The sequence below is a fragment of the Halogranum amylolyticum genome (genome assembly GCF_900110465.1).
GTDB lineage: Archaea > Halobacteriota > Halobacteria > Halobacteriales > Haloferacaceae > Halogranum > Halogranum amylolyticum.
The window spans coordinates 358,826-380,749 of record NZ_FODV01000001.1 but is presented as its reverse complement, the minus strand read 5'-3'; the positions used below and the strand labels follow the sequence as shown (position 1 = coordinate 380,749).

Genomic DNA, 21,924 nt, shown 5'->3' with positions numbered 1-21,924 from the left:
GTCGACCCGTCCCGAGCAGGTCAGGAGTGCTGTCCGGTCGCGACCTGCAGCAGTCGAACCGTCGCCATCGACCCCAGAAAGCCGACGATGGCACTCATCGCCGCCACCGGGACGAGTGCGGTCAGGCCTTGACCGACCACGCTCACGACGAACAACCACGCGAACCGTCGTCCCGACGGCGACGAGTACCCTCTCACCCGCGCGACGTCGTCGACCCACGTACCGGCGACGCCGACGACCGATCCGACTGCGAGAAACGCCAGTCCCTCCACCGTCAGGACGGCGTCCCACCGGGTGAGAACCGGGAGAAGCGCGCCGATGGCGAGCAGGCCGCCGACGTAGAACAGCAGTTCGACGGTGACGGACGGCGTCTCGGCTGACCGTGTGGAGGGCATCTGACGTCTCGAAACGGTGGCTGTCGGATAAGTGACGTGGTCGCCGCCGCCGACGATCGGTTCAGTCGTCCAACGAGATGTACGTCTTCGCGTCGTCGACGCCCTTCAGTCCCTGAATGTCGCTGGAGGAAGTCTTCAACACGTCGTACACCTCTTCGGTGTCGAGTTCGGCGATGATGTCCCAGTTGCCGGCGACGATGTGGGCTTCCGCGATCTGGCCGAGGTCGCGGATGGCGTCGACCAGTCGTTCGGACTCGCCAGCGGCCGTCTTCACCATGATGAACGAGTGAACCATGGTGGTGTGGTACTCACCAACACGGGAAAAACCTTGCTCCGGCGCCGAGATGGCGTCGGTCGCCGTCGGGGTAAAGTTATTCACCTCCCCTGTCGTACGGTGTGCCATGCGGTTCGTTATCATAGGGGCGGGACGGGTTGGTCTTCGCACGGCACGTGTCTTGCGTGAGGAAGGCCACGAGGTAACGCTCATCGAGTCGGACACGGATATCGCAGAACGCGCCCGGACCGCCGACTTCGAAGTCATCGAAGGTGACGGCGCACACGAGGACGTCTTGGAGGAGGCGGGCGTCGACGAGGCGGACGCCGTCGGCGCGCTCACGGCGGATCTCAACGTCAACTTCGCCGCCTGCATGATCGCCAAACACCACGGCTGCCGAACCGTGATGCGCATCGACGAGGACTACCGCGAGGAGATCTACCAGAAGTACGCCGACGAGGTCGACGAGATCGTCTACCCCGAGCGACTCGGAGCTATCGGTGCGAAGAACGCCCTGCTCGGCGGATCGATCCGCGCCATCGCCGACATCGCTCAGCATCTGCAGGTCGTCCTCTTCACCGTCACCGACGAGTCGCCGATGAACGGCTACACGATAAGCGAGGTCGCACTCCCCGCGCAGGCGCGCATCCTCGCGTTCGGGAAAGACGACGAGTCGATGGGGATCCCGCTCCCCGACGACTCGCTGGAGACCGGCGACCGACTCGCCGTGCTCGCGGACTTCTCGGTGCTCGACGAGGTCCGCCAGCTGCTCATCGGACAGGAGAGTGCCGCGATGGCCCTGGGAGGTGAGTAACAATGGTCACAGCCTACATCATGGTCAAAGCGAACACGGGCGAGGCAGACCGTCTGAAGGGAGAGATGGAAGCGCTCGAGGGCGTCGCGTCCGCGCACATCGTCGCCGGCGACGTCGACTTCATCGTCAAAGTCAACGTCGAGACGCCCGCAGAGGTGAAGAACATCGTCGCCGATCACGTCCAGGCGATCGACGGCGTCGAAGACACCCAAACCTACATCTCGATGGATTGAGCCGGTCGTCGCGGACTCTCGGTCGGGTCTCTCCGCCGTCTTCACTGCGGAGCGTCGCTGCTGCCACCCGCCTGGCGAGCGCTGTCGACGAGCGACGTCACGGGGTCGGTGTACTGGTAGCCGGGGATGATCCCCTGCACGAACGTCCCCTCGACGTAGTCGATGACGGCGCCGGCGTCGTCGACGCCGCGGCGCTCGTTGATGTCGGCGAAGGAGACGCGGACGACCGCCTGTCGACGCTCCCGTTCGACCGTCGGGTCGAGGTTGTGGTCCGCGGCGGTGACACCGCCGATATCCTCGATGCGGAGTGCGAACGTCTCGTACCAGCCCTCTTCGACGACATCGGCGACGTGGTCTTCGGTCACTTTGTCGAGCATCGGGACGCGGACGGTGACGTGGAACTGCAGTCGACCGTCGTCGACGGCGTCGACGGTGACGACACCGTCGAACGGGGTCACGGTCGACTCGTAGCGTCCCGCTTCCATCTCTTCGAACGCGTTGTGGTCGCGGAAGGCGCGACCGACGCGACCGGGGAGTTCGGCCATATCCCGACTCAGGGCGTCGGCGAACAAAAGCACGCCGTGTTCGGCCGAGCGGAGCCCGGCGGACGCTCCGGTCGGTGACCGGGACACGGAACGCATTTACCTCACTCTGTACTTCTCGGGTGTATGGTACAGTCCGAACAGAGCAGTGTCAGCCGCCTCGTCGAACTCCTCGATGACCGCCTGAAGCAGTCTGAGTGGGAGATTCTCACGGCGCTGGCCGCTGCAGACGGTTCACTCACGATCGACGAACTGGCCGAAGAGACCGGATACACCGAACGAACAGTGAAGAAGCGCGTCGGGACACTCGAAGACCAACTCCACGGGGGGACGCTCCTCCGGCGGGACGACGACGGCAACCCGATGCTTCACCCGCAGTTCGCCCAGGCAGTCCGTAGCTACTCGTCCTGAGGACGACCGTCTCAGTCTCCGCAGACGCCGAAATCCGTACTGCGCCCGTTGTCACCGCCGGTGAGGGAACGACCTCTCGACTGCCGTTTGCGGCATGTTTAAGTGGTCATGGCTACTGGGTGTAAGTGACGCTTCGCTTTGGAGGGCCGAAGCGTCAGCGGGGACCAATCCAGGGCGGCATCGGCCACGCGACTCTCTTTCCCGCGTGGCCTGCCCAACCCTTTCGTACACTCGATAACTGATCGGAGAGAGCGTTCGCTGTCGCGAAAACGCCGACTCGTTCCGCTCCGTTCCGTTCAGTTACCGGCGACGTCACCGACCGGCGGTCGGTTCACTCGGTCGGCGGGTTCCGAACCATCCCGTCGAACAGCGCGACGCTCGCGACCAGCGAACTGACGGCGCTGGCGGCGTAGAGCGGGATCGTCGAGAGGACGCCCGCGAGACCACCGGTCAGCAGCGTTGCTCCGACGACGAACAGAATCAGATCGAACCGAGTGGGCGCTGCCGGTGGAACCAGACTCATCGTTGGTAATGAGATATAATTACGCGAGACACGTGTATCTTACGGCGGTGTCATCTGCTGGCGGGTCGAGCGTAGTACTCTCTCCGACGACCGTGACGTCGGCGGTGTAGCGGTCAGGCTCAGCGTTCCGCTCTCGGGCGGATCTCAGTCGGCGTCGACGGGTCGCATCTGGATCCGACAGCGGAGACAGGTCGGCAGCCTCTCGGTGTCTCCCGTCCGGGAGACGCTCACCAGACAGTCCGCACACTCGTATGTCCTGTAGTGCATCGGTGGTCCTCTCTCGACCACTACGCGAGTGTGGTCGCTACCGGAACTGTCGCTCGGAGAGATGTAAGTTATGACCCCAATAATCGGTCGTCGCCGCGCCGACCGTTCGGATTCCCGCAACGACTGTCGACGCTTCGCAACGTTTTTGCAACGATAGACTCCTTTTGGAGGTGCCTACCGTCCGGTGGGCGGAGGGAGGGATGGATGAGCTCCTGTACGGACCCTCCTTCGACGACGTCGTGAGTGTCGATCTCTCGACACTCACGTCTGTCCAGTGTGCTGGCTCCACTTCGAGCCGAGCGGCCGCTCTCCGGTACGGTCGAGTTGGAGACGTGCAAGGGAAGGGATTTGAACCACGGTCGCTCGCTGGCGCTCACTCCCTGGTTCGAATCCCTCCTGTCTGCACTTTCGACTCCTCGCGTTGCTCGTCGGCAGAAAGTGCGAGGGAAGGGATTTGAACCACGGTCGCTCCGTTCAGTCGCTCCCTGATTCAAACCCTTCGCCGATTTGCACGGCTCTCCCGTTCGGTCGAGTCGGAAAATGCGAGGGAAGGGATTTGAACCCTCGAATCCCTACGGAAGCGGGTCTTAAGCCCGCCGCTTTTGGCCTAGCTCAGCCACCCTCGCGCAGACGACAGTTCCCACCACCGGTGGAAGTGGTTTTCGATAGCCAGCTACCAGTCGACGCTCAGCGTGCCGTCGCCGTGGGGGTTCGGCGCGATCTCCTCGTCCGTCCGCCGGTCGATGACGTGGATGACGCCTCGCTCCTTCTTCGCGGGACAGACCTCCGCGGCGCGGACGTTCTCCTCCAGTTCGTCTTCGCCGAAGAAGTAGCTCTTTGGCTTTGCGAGGCCGCTCGCGAGGTCCATCTCCCAGTTGTCGGCCACCTCGGCACATTTGCCAGCGCCGAAGCACTTGTTGGCCTCGAAGATGATCTTGTACGGTTTCTCCTCGACCGGAGGCGCGTCGGCCGACCCGAAGTCGCTCGGCTTTGTGACGCCGTCGTCGCTCATTGTCGGATGTGAAGTGGTGGGTCGACTTTCCTCTGTCGGTCCGGCGCTCCTCGTCACTCGTCGCCGGCGACGAGTTCCTCGTACTGCGCGCCGGTCTGCTTCAACGTCTCTGTCGAGTAGAGGCGCTCGTGTGCGAAGGGCAGATGTTCCGTTGCCAGTTCGTCGATCTTCTCGTCGACCGCCTCCGCCTCGCGGCCGTGGATCATCGTGAAGAGGCTGTACGACCAGTCCTGCTCGGGCCGGCGCGGCCGGTGATAACAGAGCGTCACGTACGGCAGTTGACCGACGGCGACGCCGTGCTCGTCCAGTTCGTCGTCTGGGACGTCCCAGACGACCATACAGTTGTTGTGGAAGCCGGTGACGACGTGGTTGACGATACAGCCGATACGCTTGATACAGCCGTCGTCCAGCAGGCGACGCACCGCGTCGAGTACCTCGTCGACGTCCGCGTCGATAGCGTCGGCGACGTCGCGGTACGGCGTTTCCGACAGCGGGAACCCGTCTTGGATCTCCACGAGGAGGTTCGCCTCGAGCGCCGAGAGATTCCCTTTCGCGTCTTCGCTGATGCGTGTCGCACTGACGTCGGTGTGGGTGAGACTCTCCCGGGCGAACCGGTCGCTGTTGACGACCGGAAACTCCAGGTCGATGTAGTAGTCCGTCAGCATCGGGAGGTTCAGCACTTCACAGCCCGTCCGCGTTTCGATTTCGTCGAGGATGCGGTCGCGCGTCTCTCGCGACCCGGCGGTGACGACGAACCACATGTTCCATTCGTGGTCGCGTCGGTAGTTGTGGTTGACCTGCCGGTAGTCGTTGATCACCGACGCGACTTCGTCGAATCGGTCTTCGGGCGCCCGGACCGCTGCGAGCGTCGAACTCCCGATGACCGGCGGGTTCAACACTGCGCCGAACCGGCGGAAGACGCCCCGCTCTCGGAGGCGACGGACCCGGTTCAGTGCCTCCCGTTCGTCGATACCTAACTCCGCGGCGACGACACGAAACGGACGCTCGACGACCGGAAACCCGCTCTGGTAGTCGTCGATGAGTGTGGCGTCGACGTCGTCCAGCCCCGTTCGCCAGTCGTCCTCCAGCGCACTCATTGGCCGTACTATGGAGCGGCCGAACCTACCCTTTTCGGGTTCTGCCGGCACCGTGTTCGCTTCGACTCCCGGCGACACCCCCTCGAGTTCCGTCGGCACAAACGGGACGCTTTTGGGCCGTCCTTCCCAACTGACAGCCATGTCCAAGACGAGCGACGAGTTCGGTGAGTGGCCCCTGAAACGGCTGATGACGGAGGTCTGCGGGTCCGGACCGAAGTCGGCAGAGGATCTCTCGCGCGCACAGGCGACCGAGGCGATGCGTCGCATCCTCGCGGGCGACCCCGACCACACGACGCTCGGTGCGTTCTGGCTGGCCAACCGCTGGAAGCACAACGACGCCGAGGAGCTCGCAGCCTACACCGACGTGATGTGCGAACACGTCGAGTACGCCGAACCCGACTGCGACCCCGTCGACTGCGGTGCCAACTACGACGGGAAGGGCGAGACGGCCATCCTCGGTGCCGCCGCGGGCATCGTCGCCGCCGCCGCCGGCACGCCGGTCGTCGTCCACTCCGGCGACCGCGTCCCGACGCAGAAACAGGACTCGTACAAACACGTCCTCGACGAACTCGGCGTCGCGACCGAGCTGACGCCGTCGGATTCCGCCGACATGGTCGACGAGACCGGATTCGGCTTCTATTACCAACCGGCCTTCAACCCGGCTATCGACGACCTCTGGGAGCGCCGCGACAACATGGGCGTCCGGACGTTCGTCAACACCATCGAAACGCTCGCCAACCCCGCGAACGCCGACGTCCACCTCGGGTCGTTCTACCACCTCGCGTTCGCGAAGAAGGTGATCGACACGTTCACCGCCTCCGAACACCACGACATCCGCCGCGTCATCATGTTCCAGGGGATGGAGGGGTACGACGACATCCGGCCGGGGTACACGAAGGTCGCCGAGTGGACCCGCGAGTCCGAAGCCGACGGAGACGGAGCCGGCGAGTTCACCGACTACGAGATCGAGACGCCGAACTACGGGATGGACTTCGAGACTGAAGACCTCGAGGTGAACCCCGACGACGTCGCCGGCGACTCCGCAACGATCACGCGCGAGGTGCTCGCGGGCGAGCGTGACGACCAGTTCGCCGACGCCGTCGCGCTCAACGCGGCGTTCCGCATCTACGCCCGCGAAGACGTCGACGACCTCGACGCCGGCCTCGAGAAGGCGCGCGAGGTCATCGCCGACGGCAGCGCCGAGGCCGTCCTCGAAGAGCTCCAGTCGTTCTGACCGCCTCGTTCCGGTTCCCGGAACCAACACTCAGGGTTCCAACACGACCCTGAACCGCGCGTCCCCATCTATCATCCTGTCGTAGGCCTCCTGTACATCCTCGAGCGGGTACGTCTCTATCTCGGGGGTGACGTCGCGAAGCGCGCTGAACGCCAGCGTGTCCTGCGAGTCGCGAGCGTGGCCGGAGGGCCACCCACTCACACCTTTCCGTCCCATCACGAGACTCTGTATCGAGACGTCGATTGGTTCGCTCGGGATGCCGACGGCGACGAGTTCGCCGTCGGTTCCCAGTCCGCCGACGACAGACGAGACCGCGTCGGCGTTCGGCGCGGTGCCGAGAATCACCTTCGCACCGCCCAGTCGCTGCAGTTCCTCGGCGGGGTCGGTCGCCTCCGAGTCGACGTAGTGGTCCGCGCCGAGCTCGAGTGCGAGGTCCTTCTTCTCGGTGCCCCGGGAGACGGCGACCGTCTCGAAGCCGGCGGCGTGGGCGTACTGGATGCCGAGATGACCGAGCCCGCCGACGCCCTGTACGGCGACGAGGTCACCGGGTCGAGCGTCGCTGTTCCGCAGCGCGTTGAACGTCGTGATCCCCGCACAGAGCAGCGGTGCGGCGTCGACGGCGTCGAGGTCGTCGGGAATCGCCGCCAACGCCTCGTGCGGCGCGGTCATGTACTCCGCGTAGCCGCCGTCGTACGAGATACCCGTCACCGACGCGTTCTCGCAGTTGATGAAGTCACCGCGTCGACACGGCTCGCAGGTGAAACAGTGGCCGCCGTGCCAGCCGACGCCGACCCGGTCGCCCTCCGTCCACTCGTCGACGTCCTCGCCGACGGCGTCGACGCGTCCGGCCACCTCGTGGCCCGGCACTTGCGGATACTCCAGTCCGGGCCACTCCCCCTCGACGACGTAGGCGTCGCTGTGGCAGATGCCACACGCCTCGACCTCGACCCGAACCTCGTCGGCCGCCGGTTCGGGGACGTCGACGTCGACGACTTCGAACTCTCCACCCGCCTCCGTGATGTGCGCTGCTCTCATGGTTCGGTAGAGAGACGACTGCGAGACCAATCAGCGTTGTCGTCGCGGGCGACCTGTCCCCTTCTCGGCGACGGCCGTCTCCGGTCTCACCTCCGAGTCGGTCCCACCCCTGCCTCCGTCTCTCCCCGACTTTCTTGCCGTCTCACGGCGAACTCCAGGAGATGCCAGTACCGAACGTCAGAGAGAAGCACGGTCGACCTTCGGTGACGTCACCTGAGGCGTCTCTCGACTACCGAGGGAAGAGAGACCTCGACGACGCACCCGAGACGGTCGTGCTCTCGTATCAGCGTGCGATCGCAGAGCACGCCAGAGAGACGCTCGACACGACGCCGCAACCGCACGCGGGGTCGCTCTGGAACCTCCACGCTGTCGACGACACCGACGGACGCGTCGCCGTCGCCGAGGGGTTCGGTGTCGGCGCACCGATGACGGCGCTCGTGATGGAGGAACTCGTCGCACACGGGACAGAGCGGTTCGTCGTCGTCGGTCACGTCGGGAGCCTCCAACCGGACGTCCGCCTCGGCAGCACTATCGTCGCCGACAGTGCGGTCCGCGACGAGGGGACCTCGTACCACTATCTCGCCGACGACGAGGCGGCGCGAGCGACACCCCTCGTCCGCGACCGGTTGGCCGAGACGACCGACCGGGCCGACGAGACGACACACGTCGGATCGACGTGGACGACCGACGCGCTGTACCGCGAGACGGCCGTCGAGATCGAACACTACCGTGAGGAGGGAGTGCTCGCCGTCGACATGGAGACGGCGGCCGTCTTCGCCGTCGCCCAGTTCCGCGGCGTCGAGGCCGGTGCCCTGTTCACCGTCAGCGACCACCTCACACCCGACGGCTGGGAGACGCACTTCGCGGACACCGGCGACCATCTCCGTCGACTACTCGACGTCGTGATCGAGACGTTCGGCTGACCGCGGCGGTCGGCGCGCCTCACCGCTCGTCGGTCGGCAGTGCGACGCCGACGAGCGACTGCCCGGCGGTCACCGTCGCCTCGCGCGTCACCGAGTAGAGTACTCCCGTCTCGTCGGCCTCGACCTCCTGGAGTACCTCGTAGGTCGTCGGGTCGTAGACGACGCCGAGACGCGTCCCCGGCTCCACCTGCCGACCGAGTTCCGCCTCCGGTGCGGGGTGGAACATCCCCGACTGGGCCGCCTTCACGCGGCCGAGATGGTTCCGAGCGGTCCGCTGGTCGGTCGGAGTCGTCGGCTCGCCGGAGAGCACGCCGAGTTGTCGGAGCACGTTGAACAGGCCGCGGACTCCGGTCTCGATGGCCGGTTCGACCAACTGCTTGTTGTGAGCGAGTTCGGGCGTTATCGAGGGGATCCCCTCGCGCGTCGCCGCGACGCGGAGCTTCCCGCCGAAGTTGCGGTCCTCCCACTCCACGTCGGCGTCGTCGCCGGCGCGTTCGGCCAAGAGGAGCTCCGTCCCGAACGCTCGTGCCAACGTCCGGCAGCTCTCGTCGCCCGCGAGGTAGACCGTGTGCGTGAGCATCTCCGGACTGCCGGTGTGGAGGTCGACGATGGCGTCCGATCCGCCGGCGTACTCCCACAGCCGGGCGGCCATCCGCTCGTGGAGCGTCCCCTCGGGGTCGCCCGGCCAGACGCGGTTCATGTTCGAGTTGGCCGCGTCGAGCGACTCCGGCGTAGTGTAAGAGACGCGGTCGAACGTCAGCGGGTCGGCGACGGGGACGGCGACGACGCAACCCGCGAGTCCGTCGTGGTCGACGCGGTCGTGGAACCGGCGGAGCACCTCGGTGCCGTTGATCTCTCGTCCGTGCTGTGCCGCCTGCACGTAGAGGGTCGGACCCGTCTCGCGGCCCTCGTAGCGGTGGACCGTCGTCTCGACGGGGACGCCGGAGGGGAGACGAGCGAGCGTGATGCGCTCGGCGGTGTGCATAGATGGGTCGTCGGGCGGATTCGTCTTGTACGTGTCCCCCCGAGCGGGTCGAGCGACCGCCGGTCAGTCGTCGGCGGGGGTCGTCGTCGCCGCCGCCGACGCCTCCTGACGGGAGAAGTAGCTCGCCAGCGCCGGACCGGTGACGTTGTGCCAGACGCTGAACAGTGCCGGCGGGAGCGCGGCGGCGGGTCCGAAGAACGACGTCGCGAGCGCGACCGCGAGGCCGCTGTTCTGGAGTCCGACCTCGAACGCGCAGGTACGGACGCGGTCGTCGGGCATCCCCGCGAGTCGCCCGACGCCGTAGCCCGCGCCGAGGCCGACGGCGTTGTGCGCGACGACGGCGACGAGCACCGCCCCCGCGGCGGTCAGGATATTATCGACGTTCAGCCCGACGACGGCGGCGACGATGAGGACGATGGTGGCGACGCTGACCGCCGGGAAGACGTCGAGACCGACCTCCGCGAGTGCCGGCGCGTAGCGGTCGAGGACGTACCGGAGGGCAAAGCCGACGACGACGGGGACGAACACGATCTGGACGATGCTGGCGAACAGGCTCCCGAACGTCACCTCGAGCGTCTCGCCCGCGAGGAGGACGACCCACGCCGGCATCACCAGCGGTGCGGTGAGCGTCGTCACCGTCGTGATGGCGACCGAGAGCGCGACGTCGCCCTTCCCGAGGTAGGCCATCACGTTCGAGGCCGTCCCGCCGGGCGCGGCGCCGACGAGCACGACGCCGACGGCGAGCTCCGGCGGGAGCGAGAGGACGAGCGTCAGCCCGTAGGCTGCGAGCGGCATCACGACCCACTGCGTCGCCGCGCCGATGGCGACGTCGCGGGGGTTCGCCGCCAGTCGACGGAAGTCGACCGGCCGAAGCGTCAGTCCCATGCCGAGCATGATGACGCCGAGTCCCGGCGAGATGTACGGTTCGAACCAGGTGAACGACCCCGGACTGACGAGCGCGAGTCCGGCGAAGAGCAACACCCAGACGACGAAGTACCGACTCGCGTACTGGCTCACCCGCCCGAGGGTGTCGAGTCCACTCATCGCGTCTCACGGCGGACGACTCCGCCCGTGGTAACTAGTAGCATCTGCTTGCACTCTCTCGGTAACGTCCCGTTAGCGTTACCGGTTCGGGAGACAGTTGCGACCGTCCGCCCGACGGCACGACCCGAGGACGACCGTCGGTGACGCGGCGGTCGGTCGACGCCGCGACGACGACCGGCCGGCGGCGGCACGTCAGCAGGGTTTTCACCCCTCACTACGAGAGATGGCACATGGCAGACAAAGAGAATCCGGAGAACCCGACGGCGATCATCCACACCAACAAGGGCGACATCACGCTCGAACTGTTCGAGCAGCGCGCCCCCCGGACGGTCGAGAACTTCGTCGGTCTCGCGACCGGCGAGAAGTCCTGGACCGACCCCGAGACGAACGAGAAGGTCGAGGGCGAACCGCTCTACGAGGACGTCATCTTCCACCGAATCATCAGCGACTTCATGATCCAGGGTGGAGACCCGACCGGCACCGGCCGCGGCGGCCCCGGCTACGAGTTCGACGACGAGTTCCACGACGAGCTTAACCACGACAGCGCGGGAACCCTCTCGATGGCCAACGCCGGCCCGAACACCAACGGGTCGCAGTTCTTCATCACGCTCGACGCCACGCCGCACCTCGACGGCCGCCACTCGGTGTTCGGCCGCGTCATCGACGGGATGGACGTCGTCGAGGAGATCGGCTCAGTGCCGACCGACCGCGACGACAAGCCGATGAAGGACGTCGTCATCGAGTCCATCGACATCGAGCGGTAAGCGACTTCCCGTCCGGCTTCGCTTCTTTCGACGCGAACGCATCGCGTCGGTCGAATTGCGGTTCGATATAAACGACCGCGACAACGTTTATCTCTCTCCGTGGCAGATAGTCACACGCATAGATGTTCGAACAGTTCTCAAGCGGCTACTATCTCGGTGAGATGTTCGTCGAACCGCACGACGGGGAGCGTGCAGTGATGCACCGTGCGGACCACGAACAGGTGAACAAGCAGTTGTACGCGACCGGCGACGGGCTCGAACGGCTCGACACGCCGCTCGTGATGAAACTCGGCGGGACACACTTCCCCGTACTGGGCGACGAGGGCGTCCCCGCCGGGACGCTCGTCGTCCCCCGCGCCGTCGCCCCCGACGACAGCCTCCCGACCCGCCGAGAGGTGTTCCTCGCGAAGGCCGAACGCGCCTCCGAACTTCTCCGATATGCAGGCTACGCGTTCGACGACGCCACCTGACCCGAGAACGTGACCGGACACTAAAGGTCCCCGGCGGCGAGCGTTCGACCATGCTCGACGAGCTGTTCGGCCGCGCGGAACTGAAAGCCCGCATCGAGGAGTTAGAGGAGGAGAAACACCACCTCGAACGTCGCGTCGAAGCCGAAGAGGAGCGCCGTGCCGACGCCGTCGCCGCCAGACAGGACGCCGAGGAGCGCGTCAACCGGCTGGAGGACCGCATCGAGGAGCTACAGCACCGCGTCGACCGCCTCGGCGACGAGGAGGAGCAGATCGACTTCCGCGGCGTCGAGACCGTCCGCGGTGCGCGTCTCGACGAGGTGCTCTCCCGTCTCGGGAGCGTCGAGACCGACCCCGAAGGCGCGTTGACCGCGATGGTCGACGACGACGTCCCCGATGTCGTCCGCGAGACGCTCGGCGATCACTCGGCGCTCGTCTCGCGGGCCGCTCCGTGTCTCGTCTGCACCGACGACGCCGGCCTCGTGAGCGTCGCACTCACGCCGCCGCTCGCGCCCGACCCGTTCTGCGAGTGGGGCGACGGGTTCGAGGTCGACGAGTCGTGGTTCCGGCCGACCGGGTCGTTCGGGTTCGCGCTCGTCCGCTCGGACCTCTTCGCGTTCGGGGCCTACGACGGGAGCGACCTGCAGAGCGCCGAGACGTTCGAGACCGACGTGATGAACAACCACTCGAAAGGCGGGTTCTCACAGGCGCGCTTCGAGCGTCGCCGCGACCAGCAGGTCGACGACCATCTCGACAAAGCCGAAGAAGTCATCGCCGACCACGACGCCGACACGCTCATTGTCGTCGGCGAGCGCACAGTCCTCTCGCGGTTCCGGAAGACCGCCGACCACACGGCCACCGTCGACGCCAGCGGCGACCCCGAAGCGGCGCTGGAAGACGCCTTCCGGGCGTTCTGGACGACGCGGCTGTACCGGATCTGAGCGGAGCGCTACAGTTCGTCGACGGCGACCCGCATCCGCCGACGGAGCGTCTCGAACCCCATCTTCTCGTAGAAGGCGAGCGCGCGCTCGTTGTCGACGTCAACGTCGAGCACGAACTCACCACAGTCTGTCTCCGCCGCCCGTCGCTTCGCGCGGGCCATCAGGTCGCGAGCGAGGCCGCTGCCGCGGGACGACTCGCGGACGTAGATGTCGCCGACCACGAGGCGGTCCGGCCGGTCGAAGACGGACGGAGCCTCGTCGACGCTGGTCGCGACGAACCCGACGAGTTCGCCGTCGCCGGCGGCGAGGTCGACCTCCTCGGCCGCGTCGTCGACGGCGACCCACAGTCGGTAGCTCTCTTCTTCGAGTCGCCCGAGTCGGAACTCGACTTCCTCGTCGATAATTGCCTCGTCCGGGGCGTCGACGAGCGCGTGGTCGGCGACGACTGCCTCGAGGTCACGGTTGTAGGGGAGCCACAACTCTTCGGAGAACCGTCGGGCCGCATCCTCCTCGGCAGGGAGGCGACGTAGCTTCATGTCTGTCAGCCACTTTGAACAATCGCCACTTAAACGCCCGTGGTCACTGGGTACCCCCCGGGCACCACACCGTCGAGAGGCACCACACGTTGCCACATCGGTCCGGTTTTTATCCCCGCTTTGCGTCCCTTCGAGCATGAGCGAATCCAACCGACGAATCGCGATTCTCGCCCACGAGAAGTTCCCCGAGCGCGCAAAGACCGCGACGGGCATCATCCGCTACAGCGACGACGAGGTCGTGGCGGTCCTCGACCGCGACCGTGCTGGCGACCGCATCTCCGACCACCTCTCCGGTATGCAGGACGCGCCCATCGTCGAGTCGTTCGAAGACGTCGAGGGTGAGGTCGACGAACTCGTCATCGGCATCGCCCCCATCGGTGGCGGGTTCGACGACTCCTGGCGGCCGGACGTCCGCGCGGCCTTGGAGCGCGGCATCGACGTCGTCGCCGGACTCCACTATTTCCTGAACGACGACGAGGAGTTCGTCGAGCTGGCAGAGAAGCACGGCGCGGAGCTCGTCGACGTCCGCAAGCCCAGCGACGACCTCACGGTGAGTCAGGGTGTCGCCGACGAAGTCGACGCCGACGTGGTGCTCACCGTCGGAACGGACTGCTCGGTCGGCAAGATGACCGTCTCGCTGGAACTGATGCAAGCGGCCAGGGAGCGCGGCATCGACGCCGAGTTCATCCCGACGGGCCAGACCGGCATCATGATCGCCGGCTGGGGCAACCCCATCGACCGCGTCGTCAGCGACTTTACCGCCGGTGCCGTCGAGGAGATGATCCTGGAGAAGGGCGACGACCACGACGTGCTGTTCGTCGAGGGACAGGGGAGCATCGTCCACCCGGCGTACTCGGCCGTGACCTGTGGTATCCTCCACGGCGCGATGCCGGACAAACTCGTCCTCTGTCACGTCGCCGGACGCGAGGCCATCCACGGCTACGAGGACACCCCTATCCCACCGCTGTCGGACTACATCGACCTCTACGAGCGACTCGCCGCGCCGGTCCACGAGACGGGCGTCTTCGCGGGTGCGATCAACACTTCCGACGTCGGCGGCGACGACGAGGCACGGGCCATCGTCGACGACTACAGCGACGCTATCGGCGTCCCGGCGACCGACCCGATCCGGTTCGGTGCCGACGAGATCCTCGACGGGTTGGGGTACTGATGACGCTGACGACCGAGTTCGAACGCGTCGAACTGCCGCTTGCCGACGCGTTCACTATCTCCCGCGGGACGCAAGAGACCGCCGAGAACGTCGTCGTCCGTATCTCCGACGAGGCGGGGATGACCGGCGTCGGCGCGGCCGCTCCCTCCGAACACTACGGCGAGACGGCCGCCACCGTCGAGGCCGTCCTCCCCGACCTGCTCGACGTCGTCGAGGACGTCGACGACCCCCACGCGCTGGCGCGTACCGAGCGTCGACTGCGCGAGACGGTCGAGCGAAACCCGGCCGCCCGCGCGGCCGTCAGCATCGCACTACACGACCTCGCGGCGAAGCGACTCGGCGTGCCGCTCTACCGGATGTGGGGGCTCGACCCCGAGCAGTCGCCGGCGACCTCCTTCACCATCGGGCTCGACACGACCGAGCGCGTCCGCGAGAAGACCGCCGAGGCCGTCGAGGCGGGCTACCCCGTCCTCAAGATCAAACTCGGCACCGACCGTGACGAGGAGCTGCTGGAGGCCGTCCGCGAGGCCGCACCCGACGCGACGCTCCGGGTCGACGCCAACGAGGCGTGGACGCCGCGCGAGGCCGTCCGGAAGTGCGAGCTGCTCGTCGACTATGACGTGGAGTTCGTCGAACAGCCCGTCCCCGCCGAGAACCCGGAGGGGCTGAAGTTCGTCTACGAACGGTCGCCTCTGCCTATCGCTGCCGACGAGTCCTGCGTGACGCTCGAAGACATCCCCGCCATCGCCGACCGCGTCGACATCGCGAACCTGAAACTGATGAAGTGCGGGAGTCTCCGCGAGGCGACGCGGATGGCACACACGGCCAAGGCTCACGGACTGGAGGTGATGCTCGGCTGTATGATCGAGACGAACGCCGCCATCGCGGGCGCGTGCCACCTCGCGCCGCTGCTCGACTACGCCGACCTCGACGGGGCGCTCCTGCTCGACGACGACGAGTACGACGGCGTCGACCTGACCGACGGCGAGATCCGCCTCGCCGACCTCGACCGGAGCGGGACCGGCGCACGCGAACGATAGAAGGAGCCCGATACGGGGCGACCGAGTCGTTACTCCGCGCTCTTCTCCTCTTCTTCCTCGCGGAGCTCTTCGAGTTCGGCCTCGACCTCCTCGTCGTCGACGTCGGTCTCGACGTCTTCGAGGTCCGCGTCCGCGCTGGCCTCGTCGGACTCGGCGTCGGCCGTCTCGGGCTCCGACTCCGGCGCGGAACTCTTCCCCATCTCGGCTTTCAGTGTCTCCAGCTCGGAGTCGACCTCGCTGGCGCTGCGTCCGGCCTCGAGTTCGCGGTCGATGGAGTCCTTGTCGGACATCGCGTCGTCGAACGCGCCGGTGTCCTGCAGTTCGTCCATCGCGGCCGACCGTGCCTCCATCTCGTCGGTGCGCTCCTCGGCGCGCTCGATGGCGCGGGAGACGTCGCCCATCTCGTCGCCGACGCCGCTCATCGCCTCGGAGACGCGCGAGGAGGCCTCGGCGGCCTCGTAGCGGGCCTTCATCGTCTCCTTCTTCGTGCGGAACTCCTCGATGCGGCCCTGCAGCTCGTTCTTTTTCTCGACGAGATCGTCCTGCGTCGACTGGAGTTGAGTGATCTGCGACTCCAACTCCTCGATCTGGGTCATCTTCGAGTTCTTCTTCTCCAGCGCCTGCCGGGCGAGATCTTCGCGGTCCTGTTGGACTGCCTCTCGGGCCTGTTCGTTGTGCTTCTCGACGTTCTCCTCCAGCCGACGCTTCTGGATCTCCAGTCGCTTCTTCTGGGTGGTGAGATCCGCGATCCCCTGCTTCACCTGCTGGAGTTCGTCGCGCATCTTCTCGTACGAGTAGTCCAGCGTCTCAGTCGGATCCTCCGACCGATTGAGGATGGCGTTTATCTTCGAGCGGATGACGTAGGACGTACGCGAGAGGATTCCCATATGCCTCAGTTGTGCACGCCGACCTTAAAACCTCACGCGGGAAAGAGATCGGTATGACAGACCCGATCTACCTCCCCGGCACTCGCAAGGCGAAGGCGACGCTCGACACGGCGAGCGCGAGCGACGACTCCGAGGCGGACGCCGTCGTCGTCGCCTGCCCCCCGCACCCCCAGCATCGCGGTCACCGTGGCGACGAACGCCTCGTCGCCGTTGCCGACGCGCTCTCCGAACGCGGCGTCGACTGCCTCCGCTTCGACTACGGTCCGTGGGACGAGGGCCGCGGCGAACGAACCGATGCGACGAACGCGGTCCGGTGGGCCCGCGAACGCTACGACCGCGTCGGCCTCTTCGGGTTCAGTTTCGGCGGGGCGATCGCGCTGCTCACCGCCGTCGACGTCGGCGACGACGTCTCGGCGGTGAGCGCACTCGCGCCCGCCGGTCAACTCGCCGTCGACGATCACGACGCGGTGTGGGCGCTCGACCGCCTCGACTGTCCGGTCCAGGTGGTCTACGGGACGCGCGACGACACCGCAGAGTGGCGGGCGGTCGTCGACCGGGCGCGCGAACGCGGCCACGAGACGGTCGAACTGAGCGCCGACCACTTCTTCGTCGGGCAGGCGCCGAAGGTGGCGCGTCACGTCTCGGAGTTTCTGGCGCGTCACCTCGCCTGACCGCCGGCCGGTCGGGAGGCGAGCGCCGTCGCTTATGAATAGTAGCGTTCAGATGCCGATACCGTTAGAAAAACGCTGAAACGCCGAGTTTTAAAGTCGGGTCAGGTTCGTCGCGCGCGGGCCCTTGTCGGCCTGCTCGATGTCGAACTCGACTTCCTGTCCCTCTTCGAGGTCCGGGCCGCCGACGTCCTCCATGTGGAAGAACACGTCGTCGTCTGCGTCGTCCGTCGAGATGAAACCGTAGCCGCCAGTGTCGTTGAAGAAATCAACTTCGCCTTTTGCCATTGCTCTTGAACACAACCGCTCGCCCCGGATAACCCTTGCGAAGAGTGCACCGCTGGGAGAACAGTTGTCACACGGCGACCGGCCGGCTCGCGGTCGCCGACGACGACGTCGAACACTCCGAGTTGACGGTGTCAGTTGTACTCGCGCCACCGGTAGCCGCACTCCTGGCACTTGAAGAAGCGTGTCGGCGGTTCGTCGGCCGAGGCGGTCTGTTTGATCGTGTACCACGCCTCGCCGTGGCCACACTGGTCGCAGACCACGTCGGTCGCGGTAGGTTTCCCCTCGAAGTCCGCGCCCTCCTCGGTCTCGATCAGTTCGTCGCCGGATTGCTCTTCCGTGGAGACGAACTGCGCGGCGAGGTCGTCGTCGCGGTCGCTCGTGCCGCCGCAGTCGTCGTTCGTACATACCATCTCGCCGCCCTGTGAGACCATCATGGTGCCACAGTCGTCGCAGAACTGCATTTTCACGCCAGTTGGCGTTCCACCCACAAAGGTCACTCGGCGTCGCGTCGAGCGACGTGCCGTCCAGTGTGGTGCGTCGACGCTCAGTTGTCGACCTTCGGGCAGTTCCGCACCCGAAACTGGTCGAACGTGACGACTTCGACGATGTCGGTCCCCTCGTGGCCACAGACGGCTTCGGGTGGCGCACCGAAGTGTGGGCATCGCTCGCAGTACTCGCGTTTCGGGACGACGTCCTCCCGTCCGTCGCTCGTGGCTTCCGTCGACTGCGGCGTCGTCACGCTGTCGGTCGTGTCCTCGCTACGAGCGACACCGGCGCTCTCGGCGGAGTCAGCGTCGCCGTCGCGTTCGACGTCGTCCACGTCGTCGCTGCCGACGCCGTCGACCCCCTCGGTCTCCTCCGAGAGTTCCTCCCAGAGTCGGTCCCGGTCGACGTCGACGACGTCGACCTCCTCGAACGGATCTTCGGACGCGGTCGCGTCGGACCGTTCGCGCCGCTCGGCGCGTCGTTCGCGGACGTCGCGGGCGAGGTCTGCCAGCGGCGCTGGCCGCTCGGCGCGGTCGTCGGACGTCTGGTCGTCAGTCATCGTCTCCCGCCTGTCTGGGCTCCGCCGTCGACGACGAGTCGGTAGTCTCCCCGGCGAGCGCCGGTCGGTCGCCCACGGAGAGCGTCGCCGATCCGAAGAACCCCCGCGCCGGTTCGAGGCCGGTGAACCCGCGGTCGCAGTGCGGACAGCGCGGTGCGGAGAGCAACCCGAGGTGGACCGTCGACCCGCAGTCGCCACAGCTCGCCTGGGTGACGCCGTGACGGTTGGCCTCGCGCTGGAGGTCCGCCGCGGCCGTCCGCCTGGCGAGCGTCGCCTCGAGCGTCGCCGTCCGCTCCCGCAGGTCGACGAGCGTCCGAACGAGGCGGTCGACGTCGTCGTCGAGGTCGTCGGTCGTCTCGCGGAGGTACGTCAGAATCTCCTCGTAGTTCTCGAAGCCGCGGTCGACCCGTTCGTCGAGGCGGTCGAGTTCCGCGAGCGCCTCGGTCGCCGTCGACCCCGCGGCGTCGACGCGCTCGTCGAGCGCGGGGTGGTCGTGGTCCGCCGGTGCCTTCGCGTCGGCCTCGCGTTTCACCTGGACGACCCGCGAGCGCACGTCGTCGATCTTCGCGTCGAGGTCGTCTTCAACAGCTCCGACGCGGGACTCGAGTCGGTCGACCGCCTCGGTCAGCCGCTCCTGGCTCCGGTCGACCGTCGCGAGCGTCTCGCCCTCTTCCTCGACGAGCCGGTAGGCCAGCACGGCGCGGGCCATCGACTAATGTTTCTGAACTCACACTCGGGTGATCGCAAATGGTTGAAGAGAAATATGGGATTACTCCGCAAAATCAGAATTCAGCGTCGACCTATTTAATTGAGTACGAATATGCGTATGTGTGATTGTCGCTCTACTGACTATGTGCGCTGAGTTCAGCACGCATCTCTGACACCCTTCGAAGAGTACCGACGCTGCGTGTCTGAACGACTCTGTCGAGTTCTATTCCACCCGCGCACCGACGTTCCGACCGCGGGCGACGAAGGCGTCCCCGCCGCCGACGGCGTCGAGCGCCTCCTCGCCAACGGCGAGTGCGGCGTCGGCGTGGGCTTCGTCGGTCACGCCGTACACCGCCGGTCCCCACGACGACTGGCCCGCCCCGAACACCGAGGGCGACGCCGAGAGCCGTTCGACGAGGTCGCCGACGGGTGGTCGGTAGACGCCGCCCTGCTCGTCGGCGTACCACGCGCCGTTCAGGCGGCCGATTTCGGCGACGGCCGCGCCGAACCGCTCGGCCGACCCGGTGGCGACGGCAGGGAGGAGTCGCCGCGTGAGGATGCCCGCGATGCGGTCCGCGATGGCGGGGTCGGCGCGTTCGACGGCCGAGCGCATGCTGTCGTCCTCGTCTTCGCCGCTCCGTCCGGGGTCCGCGTCGGGGACACAGACGACGAACCGCCAGTCGTCGGGGACGTCGTGTCGCGCGGCGACCGGCGGGACGGTCCACTCGCCGTCCATCGGTCTGTCGGTGGTGAAGCGCGTGGTGGGGTGACCCGCGTCGAGGACGAACCCGCCGGACTCGAAGGTGGCGACGCCGACGCCGGACCGACCGCCGCGACCCAGTTGGGGAGCGAGTTCGCGGACGTCGACGGGTTCGTCGTACGCGCGGGCGACCGCCGTGAGCGTCGCCAAGGCGACCTGCGTCCCGCTCCCGAGCCCGGCGTGCCGGGGCAGTCGCTCGTGGACCGTCACGTCGGCCCCGGCGACGTCGAGCAGGTCGGTGACGCGGGCGGCGTACTCGCGGACGGCCTGGTCGTCGCAGGCCACCGTCTCGGCCGGGTGGGCTTCGACGACCACCTCCGGTGTGTCGAGGCCGACGCCGAGCGCACCGTACAGCCGCTCGTGTGAGAGACTGAGGTTGCCAAACCCGAAGTGGAGGCGCCCCCCGGCGGCGACTCGAACCATATCTTCGCTACTAGCCCGCCGAGTAAGGTGGTTTCGACGGTGGCAACGACCTCCTGTGTCGAAGCCGCCGGAGGGACGCTTTTACCCCTCGGCCGTCTCCGCACCGACATGACTGCCCTCGACGACGCCCGCGGCGCACTGCTCGGACTCGCCTGCGGCGACGCGCTCGGCCGCCCGGTGGAGTTCTCGTCGGCCGACCAGATCCGCGATACGCACGGCCGCGTCACCGAGATGCTGGCGAACGGAACGCACGGCCAACCGGCAGGCACCGTCACCGACGACACGGAGCTGGCGCTCTGTATCGCCCGTAGTCTCACCGAGCGCGAGGCGTTCGCTCCCACCGACGTCGCTGCCCGCTTCGTCGAGTGGTACGAGTCCGGTCCGTTCGACATCGGCCTGATGACCGCCGACGCCATCCGTAACCTGCAGGACGGGTTCCCGTGGGACGAGGCCGGTCACCGCGTCTGGCAGGCCCGACCGGAGGGGTCCAACGCCGGCAACGGGAGCGTGATGCGCTGTGTCCCCTACGCGCTGGCGTTCGTCGACGACGCGGAGAGCCTCGACGCGGCGAGTCGGCAGTCCTCGGCCATCACTCACGCCGACCCGCGCTGCACCGCCGGCTGTGCCGTCCTGAACCGGACCGTCGCGGGGTTGATTCGCGGCGACGACGACCCGCTGGCGACGGCGCTCGACGCGACCGACCTCCCCGACGAACTGGAGACCGCGCTTCGGCCCGTCGCCCGCGGCCAGCGACCGAGACCGCTTCGATCGACGAGCTACGTCGTCCACACGCTTCAGACGGCGCTGTGGCTCGGACTTACCGCCGAGTCGGCCGAGGAGACGGTCGTCGACGCCGTCGCGCTCGGCGAGGACACCGACACCGTCGCCGCGGTGACGGGAGCCGTCGCCGGCGCACGCTTCGGCGCCGAGTCGCTGCCGGAGCGGTGGCTGACCACGATTCCCGAGCGCGATGAACTGACGTCGCTGGCGACGACGCTGTTCGAGACAGAGTTTCCGACGGTCGGATAAGGTAGCGGGGGAGCGGTGCTCAGGACGGGAGCGGACAGAGACTCGCGGTGAAGACGACGACCTCGTCGGTCTCGTTGCGCGCGCCGTGGACGACGCCGCGCTCGTGGAGGACGACGCCGGGTGCTTCGACCGCCTCCTCCGTGTCGTCTTGGATCACGGTCACCGTCCCCTGCAGCACGTGGAAGACGTTCGTGCTGTCGCCGTGTTCGTGCGGCGAGAGCTCCGCGCCGGGGCCGAGCGCGAACGTCTTCACGAGCACGTCGTCGGTCACTGCCAGTTCGTCGGTCTCGACCTCGCCCGGGTCGGGCGAGAGGTCCGTGAGTCGGTCGAGTGTCACGGGAGGGTCGTCGCTCGCCGGGAGGTTAAGCGTACGGTCGAAGCGGATCGTGAGTACGCCGACGGGAGAGA

General features: G+C 66.9%; 30 protein-coding genes and 1 tRNA gene. 12 read left to right on the top strand and 19 right to left on the bottom strand.

Annotation, left to right across the window (positions count from 1 at the left end; translation table 11 throughout):
- Positions 1-20: 20 nt before the first annotated feature.
- On the bottom strand, positions 21-395 hold the full coding sequence (locus tag BSG17_RS01840; RefSeq protein WP_089820754.1) for a hypothetical protein: 375 nt from the start codon (positions 393-395) through the stop codon (positions 21-23).
- A gap of 61 nt (positions 396-456) precedes the next feature.
- Entirely contained in the window at positions 457-690 is a 234-nt protein-coding gene (locus tag BSG17_RS01835) for an Lrp/AsnC ligand binding domain-containing protein (RefSeq protein ID WP_089820753.1), read from the bottom strand.
- A 106-nt stretch (positions 691-796) separates the two neighbouring features.
- Between BSG17_RS01835 and BSG17_RS01830 the strand changes: the two genes are divergently transcribed.
- Positions 797-1,483 carry a potassium channel family protein gene (locus tag BSG17_RS01830; protein ID WP_089820752.1) on the top strand — a complete coding sequence of 229 codons (687 nt, stop codon included), beginning with the start codon at positions 797-799 and terminating at the stop codon, positions 1,481-1,483.
- Between the two features lie 2 nt (positions 1,484-1,485).
- On the top strand, positions 1,486-1,716 hold the full coding sequence (locus BSG17_RS01825) for an Lrp/AsnC family transcriptional regulator (RefSeq protein ID WP_089820751.1): 231 nt from the start codon (positions 1,486-1,488) through the stop codon (positions 1,714-1,716).
- 41 nt (positions 1,717-1,757) lie between these two features.
- On the opposite strand, the gene BSG17_RS01820 is transcribed toward BSG17_RS01825, so the two are convergent.
- Complete coding sequence (locus BSG17_RS01820) at positions 1,758-2,261, bottom strand: DUF5813 family protein (RefSeq protein WP_089820750.1); 504 nt, start codon at positions 2,259-2,261, stop codon at positions 1,758-1,760.
- A gap of 123 nt (positions 2,262-2,384) precedes the next feature.
- Between BSG17_RS01820 and BSG17_RS01815 the strand changes: the two genes are divergently transcribed.
- The gene (locus BSG17_RS01815) at positions 2,385-2,669 is read left to right on the top strand and encodes a winged helix-turn-helix transcriptional regulator (RefSeq protein ID WP_089820749.1); all 285 of its coding nucleotides are present in this window, start codon (positions 2,385-2,387) and stop codon (positions 2,667-2,669) included.
- A 331-nt stretch (positions 2,670-3,000) separates the two neighbouring features.
- Here the strand turns inward: BSG17_RS01815 and BSG17_RS01810 are convergent, their stop codons facing one another.
- The 5 genes from BSG17_RS01810 to ahbB form a co-directional block, all read right to left on the bottom strand.
- Positions 3,001-3,192: a DUF8015 family protein gene (locus BSG17_RS01810; RefSeq protein WP_089820748.1), complete on the bottom strand. Its 192-nt coding sequence runs from the start codon at positions 3,190-3,192 to the stop codon at positions 3,001-3,003.
- Positions 3,193-3,336: 144 nt separating this feature from the next.
- Complete coding sequence (locus BSG17_RS28185) at positions 3,337-3,459, bottom strand: hypothetical protein (RefSeq protein WP_280141149.1); 123 nt, start codon at positions 3,457-3,459, stop codon at positions 3,337-3,339.
- A 541-nt stretch (positions 3,460-4,000) separates the two neighbouring features.
- Positions 4,001-4,085, bottom strand: a tRNA-Leu gene (locus BSG17_RS01805).
- A 47-nt stretch (positions 4,086-4,132) separates the two neighbouring features.
- On the bottom strand, positions 4,133-4,471 hold the full coding sequence (locus BSG17_RS01800) for a ferredoxin (protein WP_089820747.1): 339 nt from the start codon (positions 4,469-4,471) through the stop codon (positions 4,133-4,135).
- Positions 4,472-4,524: 53 nt separating this feature from the next.
- Positions 4,525-5,568, bottom strand: a complete 1,044-nt coding sequence (gene ahbB, locus BSG17_RS01795) for a siroheme decarboxylase subunit beta (protein WP_089820746.1) — start codon at positions 5,566-5,568, stop codon at positions 4,525-4,527.
- 139 nt (positions 5,569-5,707) lie between these two features.
- Here ahbB and BSG17_RS01790 point away from each other — a divergent pair, with 139 nt between their 5' ends.
- Complete coding sequence (locus tag BSG17_RS01790; RefSeq protein WP_089820745.1) at positions 5,708-6,802, top strand: anthranilate phosphoribosyltransferase; 1,095 nt, start codon at positions 5,708-5,710, stop codon at positions 6,800-6,802.
- 30 nt (positions 6,803-6,832) lie between these two features.
- Here the strand turns inward: BSG17_RS01790 and BSG17_RS01785 are convergent, their stop codons facing one another.
- Entirely contained in the window at positions 6,833-7,837 is a 1,005-nt protein-coding gene (locus tag BSG17_RS01785) for an alcohol dehydrogenase (RefSeq protein WP_089821014.1), read from the bottom strand.
- A 161-nt stretch (positions 7,838-7,998) separates the two neighbouring features.
- Between BSG17_RS01785 and BSG17_RS01780 the strand changes: the two genes are divergently transcribed.
- Entirely contained in the window at positions 7,999-8,760 is a 762-nt protein-coding gene (locus BSG17_RS01780) for a nucleoside phosphorylase (RefSeq protein WP_089821013.1), read from the top strand.
- Between the two features lie 19 nt (positions 8,761-8,779).
- Here BSG17_RS01780 and BSG17_RS01775 read toward each other — a convergent pair whose 3' ends face one another.
- A complete protein-coding gene (locus BSG17_RS01775; RefSeq protein ID WP_089820744.1) occupies positions 8,780-9,745 on the bottom strand; it encodes a succinylglutamate desuccinylase/aspartoacylase family protein in 966 nt (321 codons plus the stop codon).
- Between the two features lie 63 nt (positions 9,746-9,808).
- Positions 9,809-10,789: a bile acid:sodium symporter family protein gene (locus BSG17_RS01770; protein ID WP_089820743.1), complete on the bottom strand. Its 981-nt coding sequence runs from the start codon at positions 10,787-10,789 to the stop codon at positions 9,809-9,811.
- A 230-nt stretch (positions 10,790-11,019) separates the two neighbouring features.
- Between BSG17_RS01770 and BSG17_RS01765 the strand changes: the two genes are divergently transcribed.
- The 3 genes from BSG17_RS01765 (at position 11,020) to BSG17_RS01755 (ending at position 12,961) form a co-directional block, all read left to right on the top strand.
- A complete protein-coding gene (locus tag BSG17_RS01765) occupies positions 11,020-11,553 on the top strand; it encodes a peptidylprolyl isomerase (protein ID WP_089820742.1) in 534 nt (177 codons plus the stop codon).
- Between the two features lie 122 nt (positions 11,554-11,675).
- Complete coding sequence (locus BSG17_RS01760) at positions 11,676-12,023, top strand: DUF5802 family protein (RefSeq protein WP_089820741.1); 348 nt, start codon at positions 11,676-11,678, stop codon at positions 12,021-12,023.
- 50 nt (positions 12,024-12,073) lie between these two features.
- A complete protein-coding gene (locus BSG17_RS01755; protein ID WP_089820740.1) occupies positions 12,074-12,961 on the top strand; it encodes a Vms1/Ankzf1 family peptidyl-tRNA hydrolase in 888 nt (295 codons plus the stop codon).
- Positions 12,962-12,969: 8 nt separating this feature from the next.
- Here BSG17_RS01755 and BSG17_RS01750 read toward each other — a convergent pair whose 3' ends face one another.
- Positions 12,970-13,497 carry a GNAT family N-acetyltransferase gene (locus BSG17_RS01750; protein ID WP_089820739.1) on the bottom strand — a complete coding sequence of 176 codons (528 nt, stop codon included), beginning with the start codon at positions 13,495-13,497 and terminating at the stop codon, positions 12,970-12,972.
- A 136-nt stretch (positions 13,498-13,633) separates the two neighbouring features.
- Between BSG17_RS01750 and BSG17_RS01745 the strand changes: the two genes are divergently transcribed.
- Together BSG17_RS01745 and BSG17_RS01740 are read left to right on the top strand one after the other, a co-directional pair.
- The gene (locus BSG17_RS01745) at positions 13,634-14,668 is read left to right on the top strand and encodes an N-acetyltransferase DgcN family protein (protein WP_089820738.1); all 1,035 of its coding nucleotides are present in this window, start codon (positions 13,634-13,636) and stop codon (positions 14,666-14,668) included.
- Positions 14,668-15,708, top strand: coding sequence for a dipeptide epimerase (locus BSG17_RS01740; protein WP_089820737.1), 1,041 nt, complete (start codon positions 14,668-14,670; stop codon positions 15,706-15,708). The genes BSG17_RS01745 and BSG17_RS01740 overlap by 1 nt, the downstream gene beginning before the upstream one ends.
- A 29-nt stretch (positions 15,709-15,737) precedes the next feature.
- On the opposite strand, the gene BSG17_RS01735 is transcribed toward BSG17_RS01740, so the two are convergent.
- A complete protein-coding gene (locus BSG17_RS01735) occupies positions 15,738-16,595 on the bottom strand; it encodes a PspA/IM30 family protein (protein ID WP_089820736.1) in 858 nt (285 codons plus the stop codon).
- A gap of 53 nt (positions 16,596-16,648) precedes the next feature.
- Here BSG17_RS01735 and BSG17_RS01730 point away from each other — a divergent pair, with 53 nt between their 5' ends.
- Positions 16,649-17,266 (top strand): alpha/beta hydrolase, encoded by a 618-nt coding sequence (locus BSG17_RS01730; protein WP_089820735.1) that lies wholly within the window; start codon positions 16,649-16,651, stop codon positions 17,264-17,266.
- 90 nt (positions 17,267-17,356) lie between these two features.
- Here BSG17_RS01730 and BSG17_RS01725 read toward each other — a convergent pair whose 3' ends face one another.
- From BSG17_RS01725 to BSG17_RS01705, 5 genes are all read right to left on the bottom strand, one after another.
- On the bottom strand, positions 17,357-17,551 hold the full coding sequence (locus BSG17_RS01725) for a cold-shock protein (protein ID WP_089820734.1): 195 nt from the start codon (positions 17,549-17,551) through the stop codon (positions 17,357-17,359).
- 131 nt (positions 17,552-17,682) lie between these two features.
- The gene (locus BSG17_RS01720) at positions 17,683-18,012 is read right to left on the bottom strand and encodes a transcription factor S (RefSeq protein WP_089820733.1); all 330 of its coding nucleotides are present in this window, start codon (positions 18,010-18,012) and stop codon (positions 17,683-17,685) included.
- A gap of 83 nt (positions 18,013-18,095) precedes the next feature.
- Entirely contained in the window at positions 18,096-18,596 is a 501-nt protein-coding gene (locus tag BSG17_RS01715; RefSeq protein WP_089820732.1) for a DUF8135 domain-containing protein, read from the bottom strand.
- The gene (locus BSG17_RS01710) at positions 18,589-19,305 is read right to left on the bottom strand and encodes a hypothetical protein (RefSeq protein WP_089820731.1); all 717 of its coding nucleotides are present in this window, start codon (positions 19,303-19,305) and stop codon (positions 18,589-18,591) included. The genes BSG17_RS01715 and BSG17_RS01710 overlap by 8 nt, the downstream gene beginning before the upstream one ends.
- A gap of 222 nt (positions 19,306-19,527) precedes the next feature.
- Positions 19,528-20,487: a beta-ribofuranosylaminobenzene 5'-phosphate synthase family protein gene (locus BSG17_RS01705; RefSeq protein ID WP_089820730.1), complete on the bottom strand. Its 960-nt coding sequence runs from the start codon at positions 20,485-20,487 to the stop codon at positions 19,528-19,530.
- 108 nt (positions 20,488-20,595) lie between these two features.
- On the opposite strand from BSG17_RS01705, the gene BSG17_RS01700 reads away from it, so the two are divergent.
- Entirely contained in the window at positions 20,596-21,516 is a 921-nt protein-coding gene (locus BSG17_RS01700) for an ADP-ribosylglycohydrolase family protein (protein ID WP_089820729.1), read from the top strand.
- 19 nt (positions 21,517-21,535) lie between these two features.
- On the opposite strand, the gene BSG17_RS01695 is transcribed toward BSG17_RS01700, so the two are convergent.
- Positions 21,536-21,853, bottom strand: a complete 318-nt coding sequence (locus BSG17_RS01695; protein WP_089820728.1) for a cupin domain-containing protein — start codon at positions 21,851-21,853, stop codon at positions 21,536-21,538.
- Positions 21,854-21,924: the final 71 nt, after the last annotated feature.

Coding starts and splice junctions, on each gene's coding strand:
- BSG17_RS01755 (WP_089820740.1), top strand. CDS start 12,074: ATGCTCGACGAGCTGTTCGGCCGCGCGGAACTGAAAGCCCGCATCGAG.
- BSG17_RS01715 (WP_089820732.1), bottom strand. CDS start 18,596: ATGACTGACGACCAGACGTCCGACGACCGCGCCGAGCGGCCAGCGCCG.
- BSG17_RS01730 (WP_089820735.1), top strand. CDS start 16,649: ATGACAGACCCGATCTACCTCCCCGGCACTCGCAAGGCGAAGGCGACG.
- BSG17_RS01760 (WP_089820741.1), top strand. CDS start 11,676: ATGTTCGAACAGTTCTCAAGCGGCTACTATCTCGGTGAGATGTTCGTC.
- BSG17_RS01705 (WP_089820730.1), bottom strand. CDS start 20,487: ATGGTTCGAGTCGCCGCCGGGGGGCGCCTCCACTTCGGGTTTGGCAAC.
- BSG17_RS01735 (WP_089820736.1), bottom strand. CDS start 16,595: ATGGGAATCCTCTCGCGTACGTCCTACGTCATCCGCTCGAAGATAAAC.
- BSG17_RS01840 (WP_089820754.1), bottom strand. CDS start 395: ATGCCCTCCACACGGTCAGCCGAGACGCCGTCCGTCACCGTCGAACTG.
- BSG17_RS01780 (WP_089821013.1), top strand. CDS start 7,999: ATGCCAGTACCGAACGTCAGAGAGAAGCACGGTCGACCTTCGGTGACG.
- BSG17_RS01750 (WP_089820739.1), bottom strand. CDS start 13,497: ATGAAGCTACGTCGCCTCCCTGCCGAGGAGGATGCGGCCCGACGGTTC.
- BSG17_RS01770 (WP_089820743.1), bottom strand. CDS start 10,789: ATGAGTGGACTCGACACCCTCGGGCGGGTGAGCCAGTACGCGAGTCGG.
- BSG17_RS01745 (WP_089820738.1), top strand. CDS start 13,634: ATGAGCGAATCCAACCGACGAATCGCGATTCTCGCCCACGAGAAGTTC.
- BSG17_RS01765 (WP_089820742.1), top strand. CDS start 11,020: ATGGCAGACAAAGAGAATCCGGAGAACCCGACGGCGATCATCCACACC.
- BSG17_RS01810 (WP_089820748.1), bottom strand. CDS start 3,192: ATGAGTCTGGTTCCACCGGCAGCGCCCACTCGGTTCGATCTGATTCTG.
- BSG17_RS28185 (WP_280141149.1), bottom strand. CDS start 3,459: ATGCACTACAGGACATACGAGTGTGCGGACTGTCTGGTGAGCGTCTCC.
- BSG17_RS01700 (WP_089820729.1), top strand. CDS start 20,596: ATGACTGCCCTCGACGACGCCCGCGGCGCACTGCTCGGACTCGCCTGC.
- BSG17_RS01720 (WP_089820733.1), bottom strand. CDS start 18,012: ATGCAGTTCTGCGACGACTGTGGCACCATGATGGTCTCACAGGGCGGC.
- BSG17_RS01775 (WP_089820744.1), bottom strand. CDS start 9,745: ATGCACACCGCCGAGCGCATCACGCTCGCTCGTCTCCCCTCCGGCGTC.
- BSG17_RS01710 (WP_089820731.1), bottom strand. CDS start 19,305: ATGGCCCGCGCCGTGCTGGCCTACCGGCTCGTCGAGGAAGAGGGCGAG.
- BSG17_RS01790 (WP_089820745.1), top strand. CDS start 5,708: ATGTCCAAGACGAGCGACGAGTTCGGTGAGTGGCCCCTGAAACGGCTG.
- BSG17_RS01820 (WP_089820750.1), bottom strand. CDS start 2,261: ATGGCCGAACTCCCCGGTCGCGTCGGTCGCGCCTTCCGCGACCACAAC.
- BSG17_RS01825 (WP_089820751.1), top strand. CDS start 1,486: ATGGTCACAGCCTACATCATGGTCAAAGCGAACACGGGCGAGGCAGAC.
- BSG17_RS01830 (WP_089820752.1), top strand. CDS start 797: ATGCGGTTCGTTATCATAGGGGCGGGACGGGTTGGTCTTCGCACGGCA.
- BSG17_RS01835 (WP_089820753.1), bottom strand. CDS start 690: ATGGTTCACTCGTTCATCATGGTGAAGACGGCCGCTGGCGAGTCCGAA.
- BSG17_RS01800 (WP_089820747.1), bottom strand. CDS start 4,471: ATGAGCGACGACGGCGTCACAAAGCCGAGCGACTTCGGGTCGGCCGAC.
- BSG17_RS01785 (WP_089821014.1), bottom strand. CDS start 7,837: ATGAGAGCAGCGCACATCACGGAGGCGGGTGGAGAGTTCGAAGTCGTC.
- BSG17_RS01740 (WP_089820737.1), top strand. CDS start 14,668: ATGACGCTGACGACCGAGTTCGAACGCGTCGAACTGCCGCTTGCCGAC.
- BSG17_RS01815 (WP_089820749.1), top strand. CDS start 2,385: ATGGTACAGTCCGAACAGAGCAGTGTCAGCCGCCTCGTCGAACTCCTC.
- ahbB (WP_089820746.1), bottom strand. CDS start 5,568: ATGAGTGCGCTGGAGGACGACTGGCGAACGGGGCTGGACGACGTCGAC.
- BSG17_RS01725 (WP_089820734.1), bottom strand. CDS start 17,551: ATGGCAAAAGGCGAAGTTGATTTCTTCAACGACACTGGCGGCTACGGT.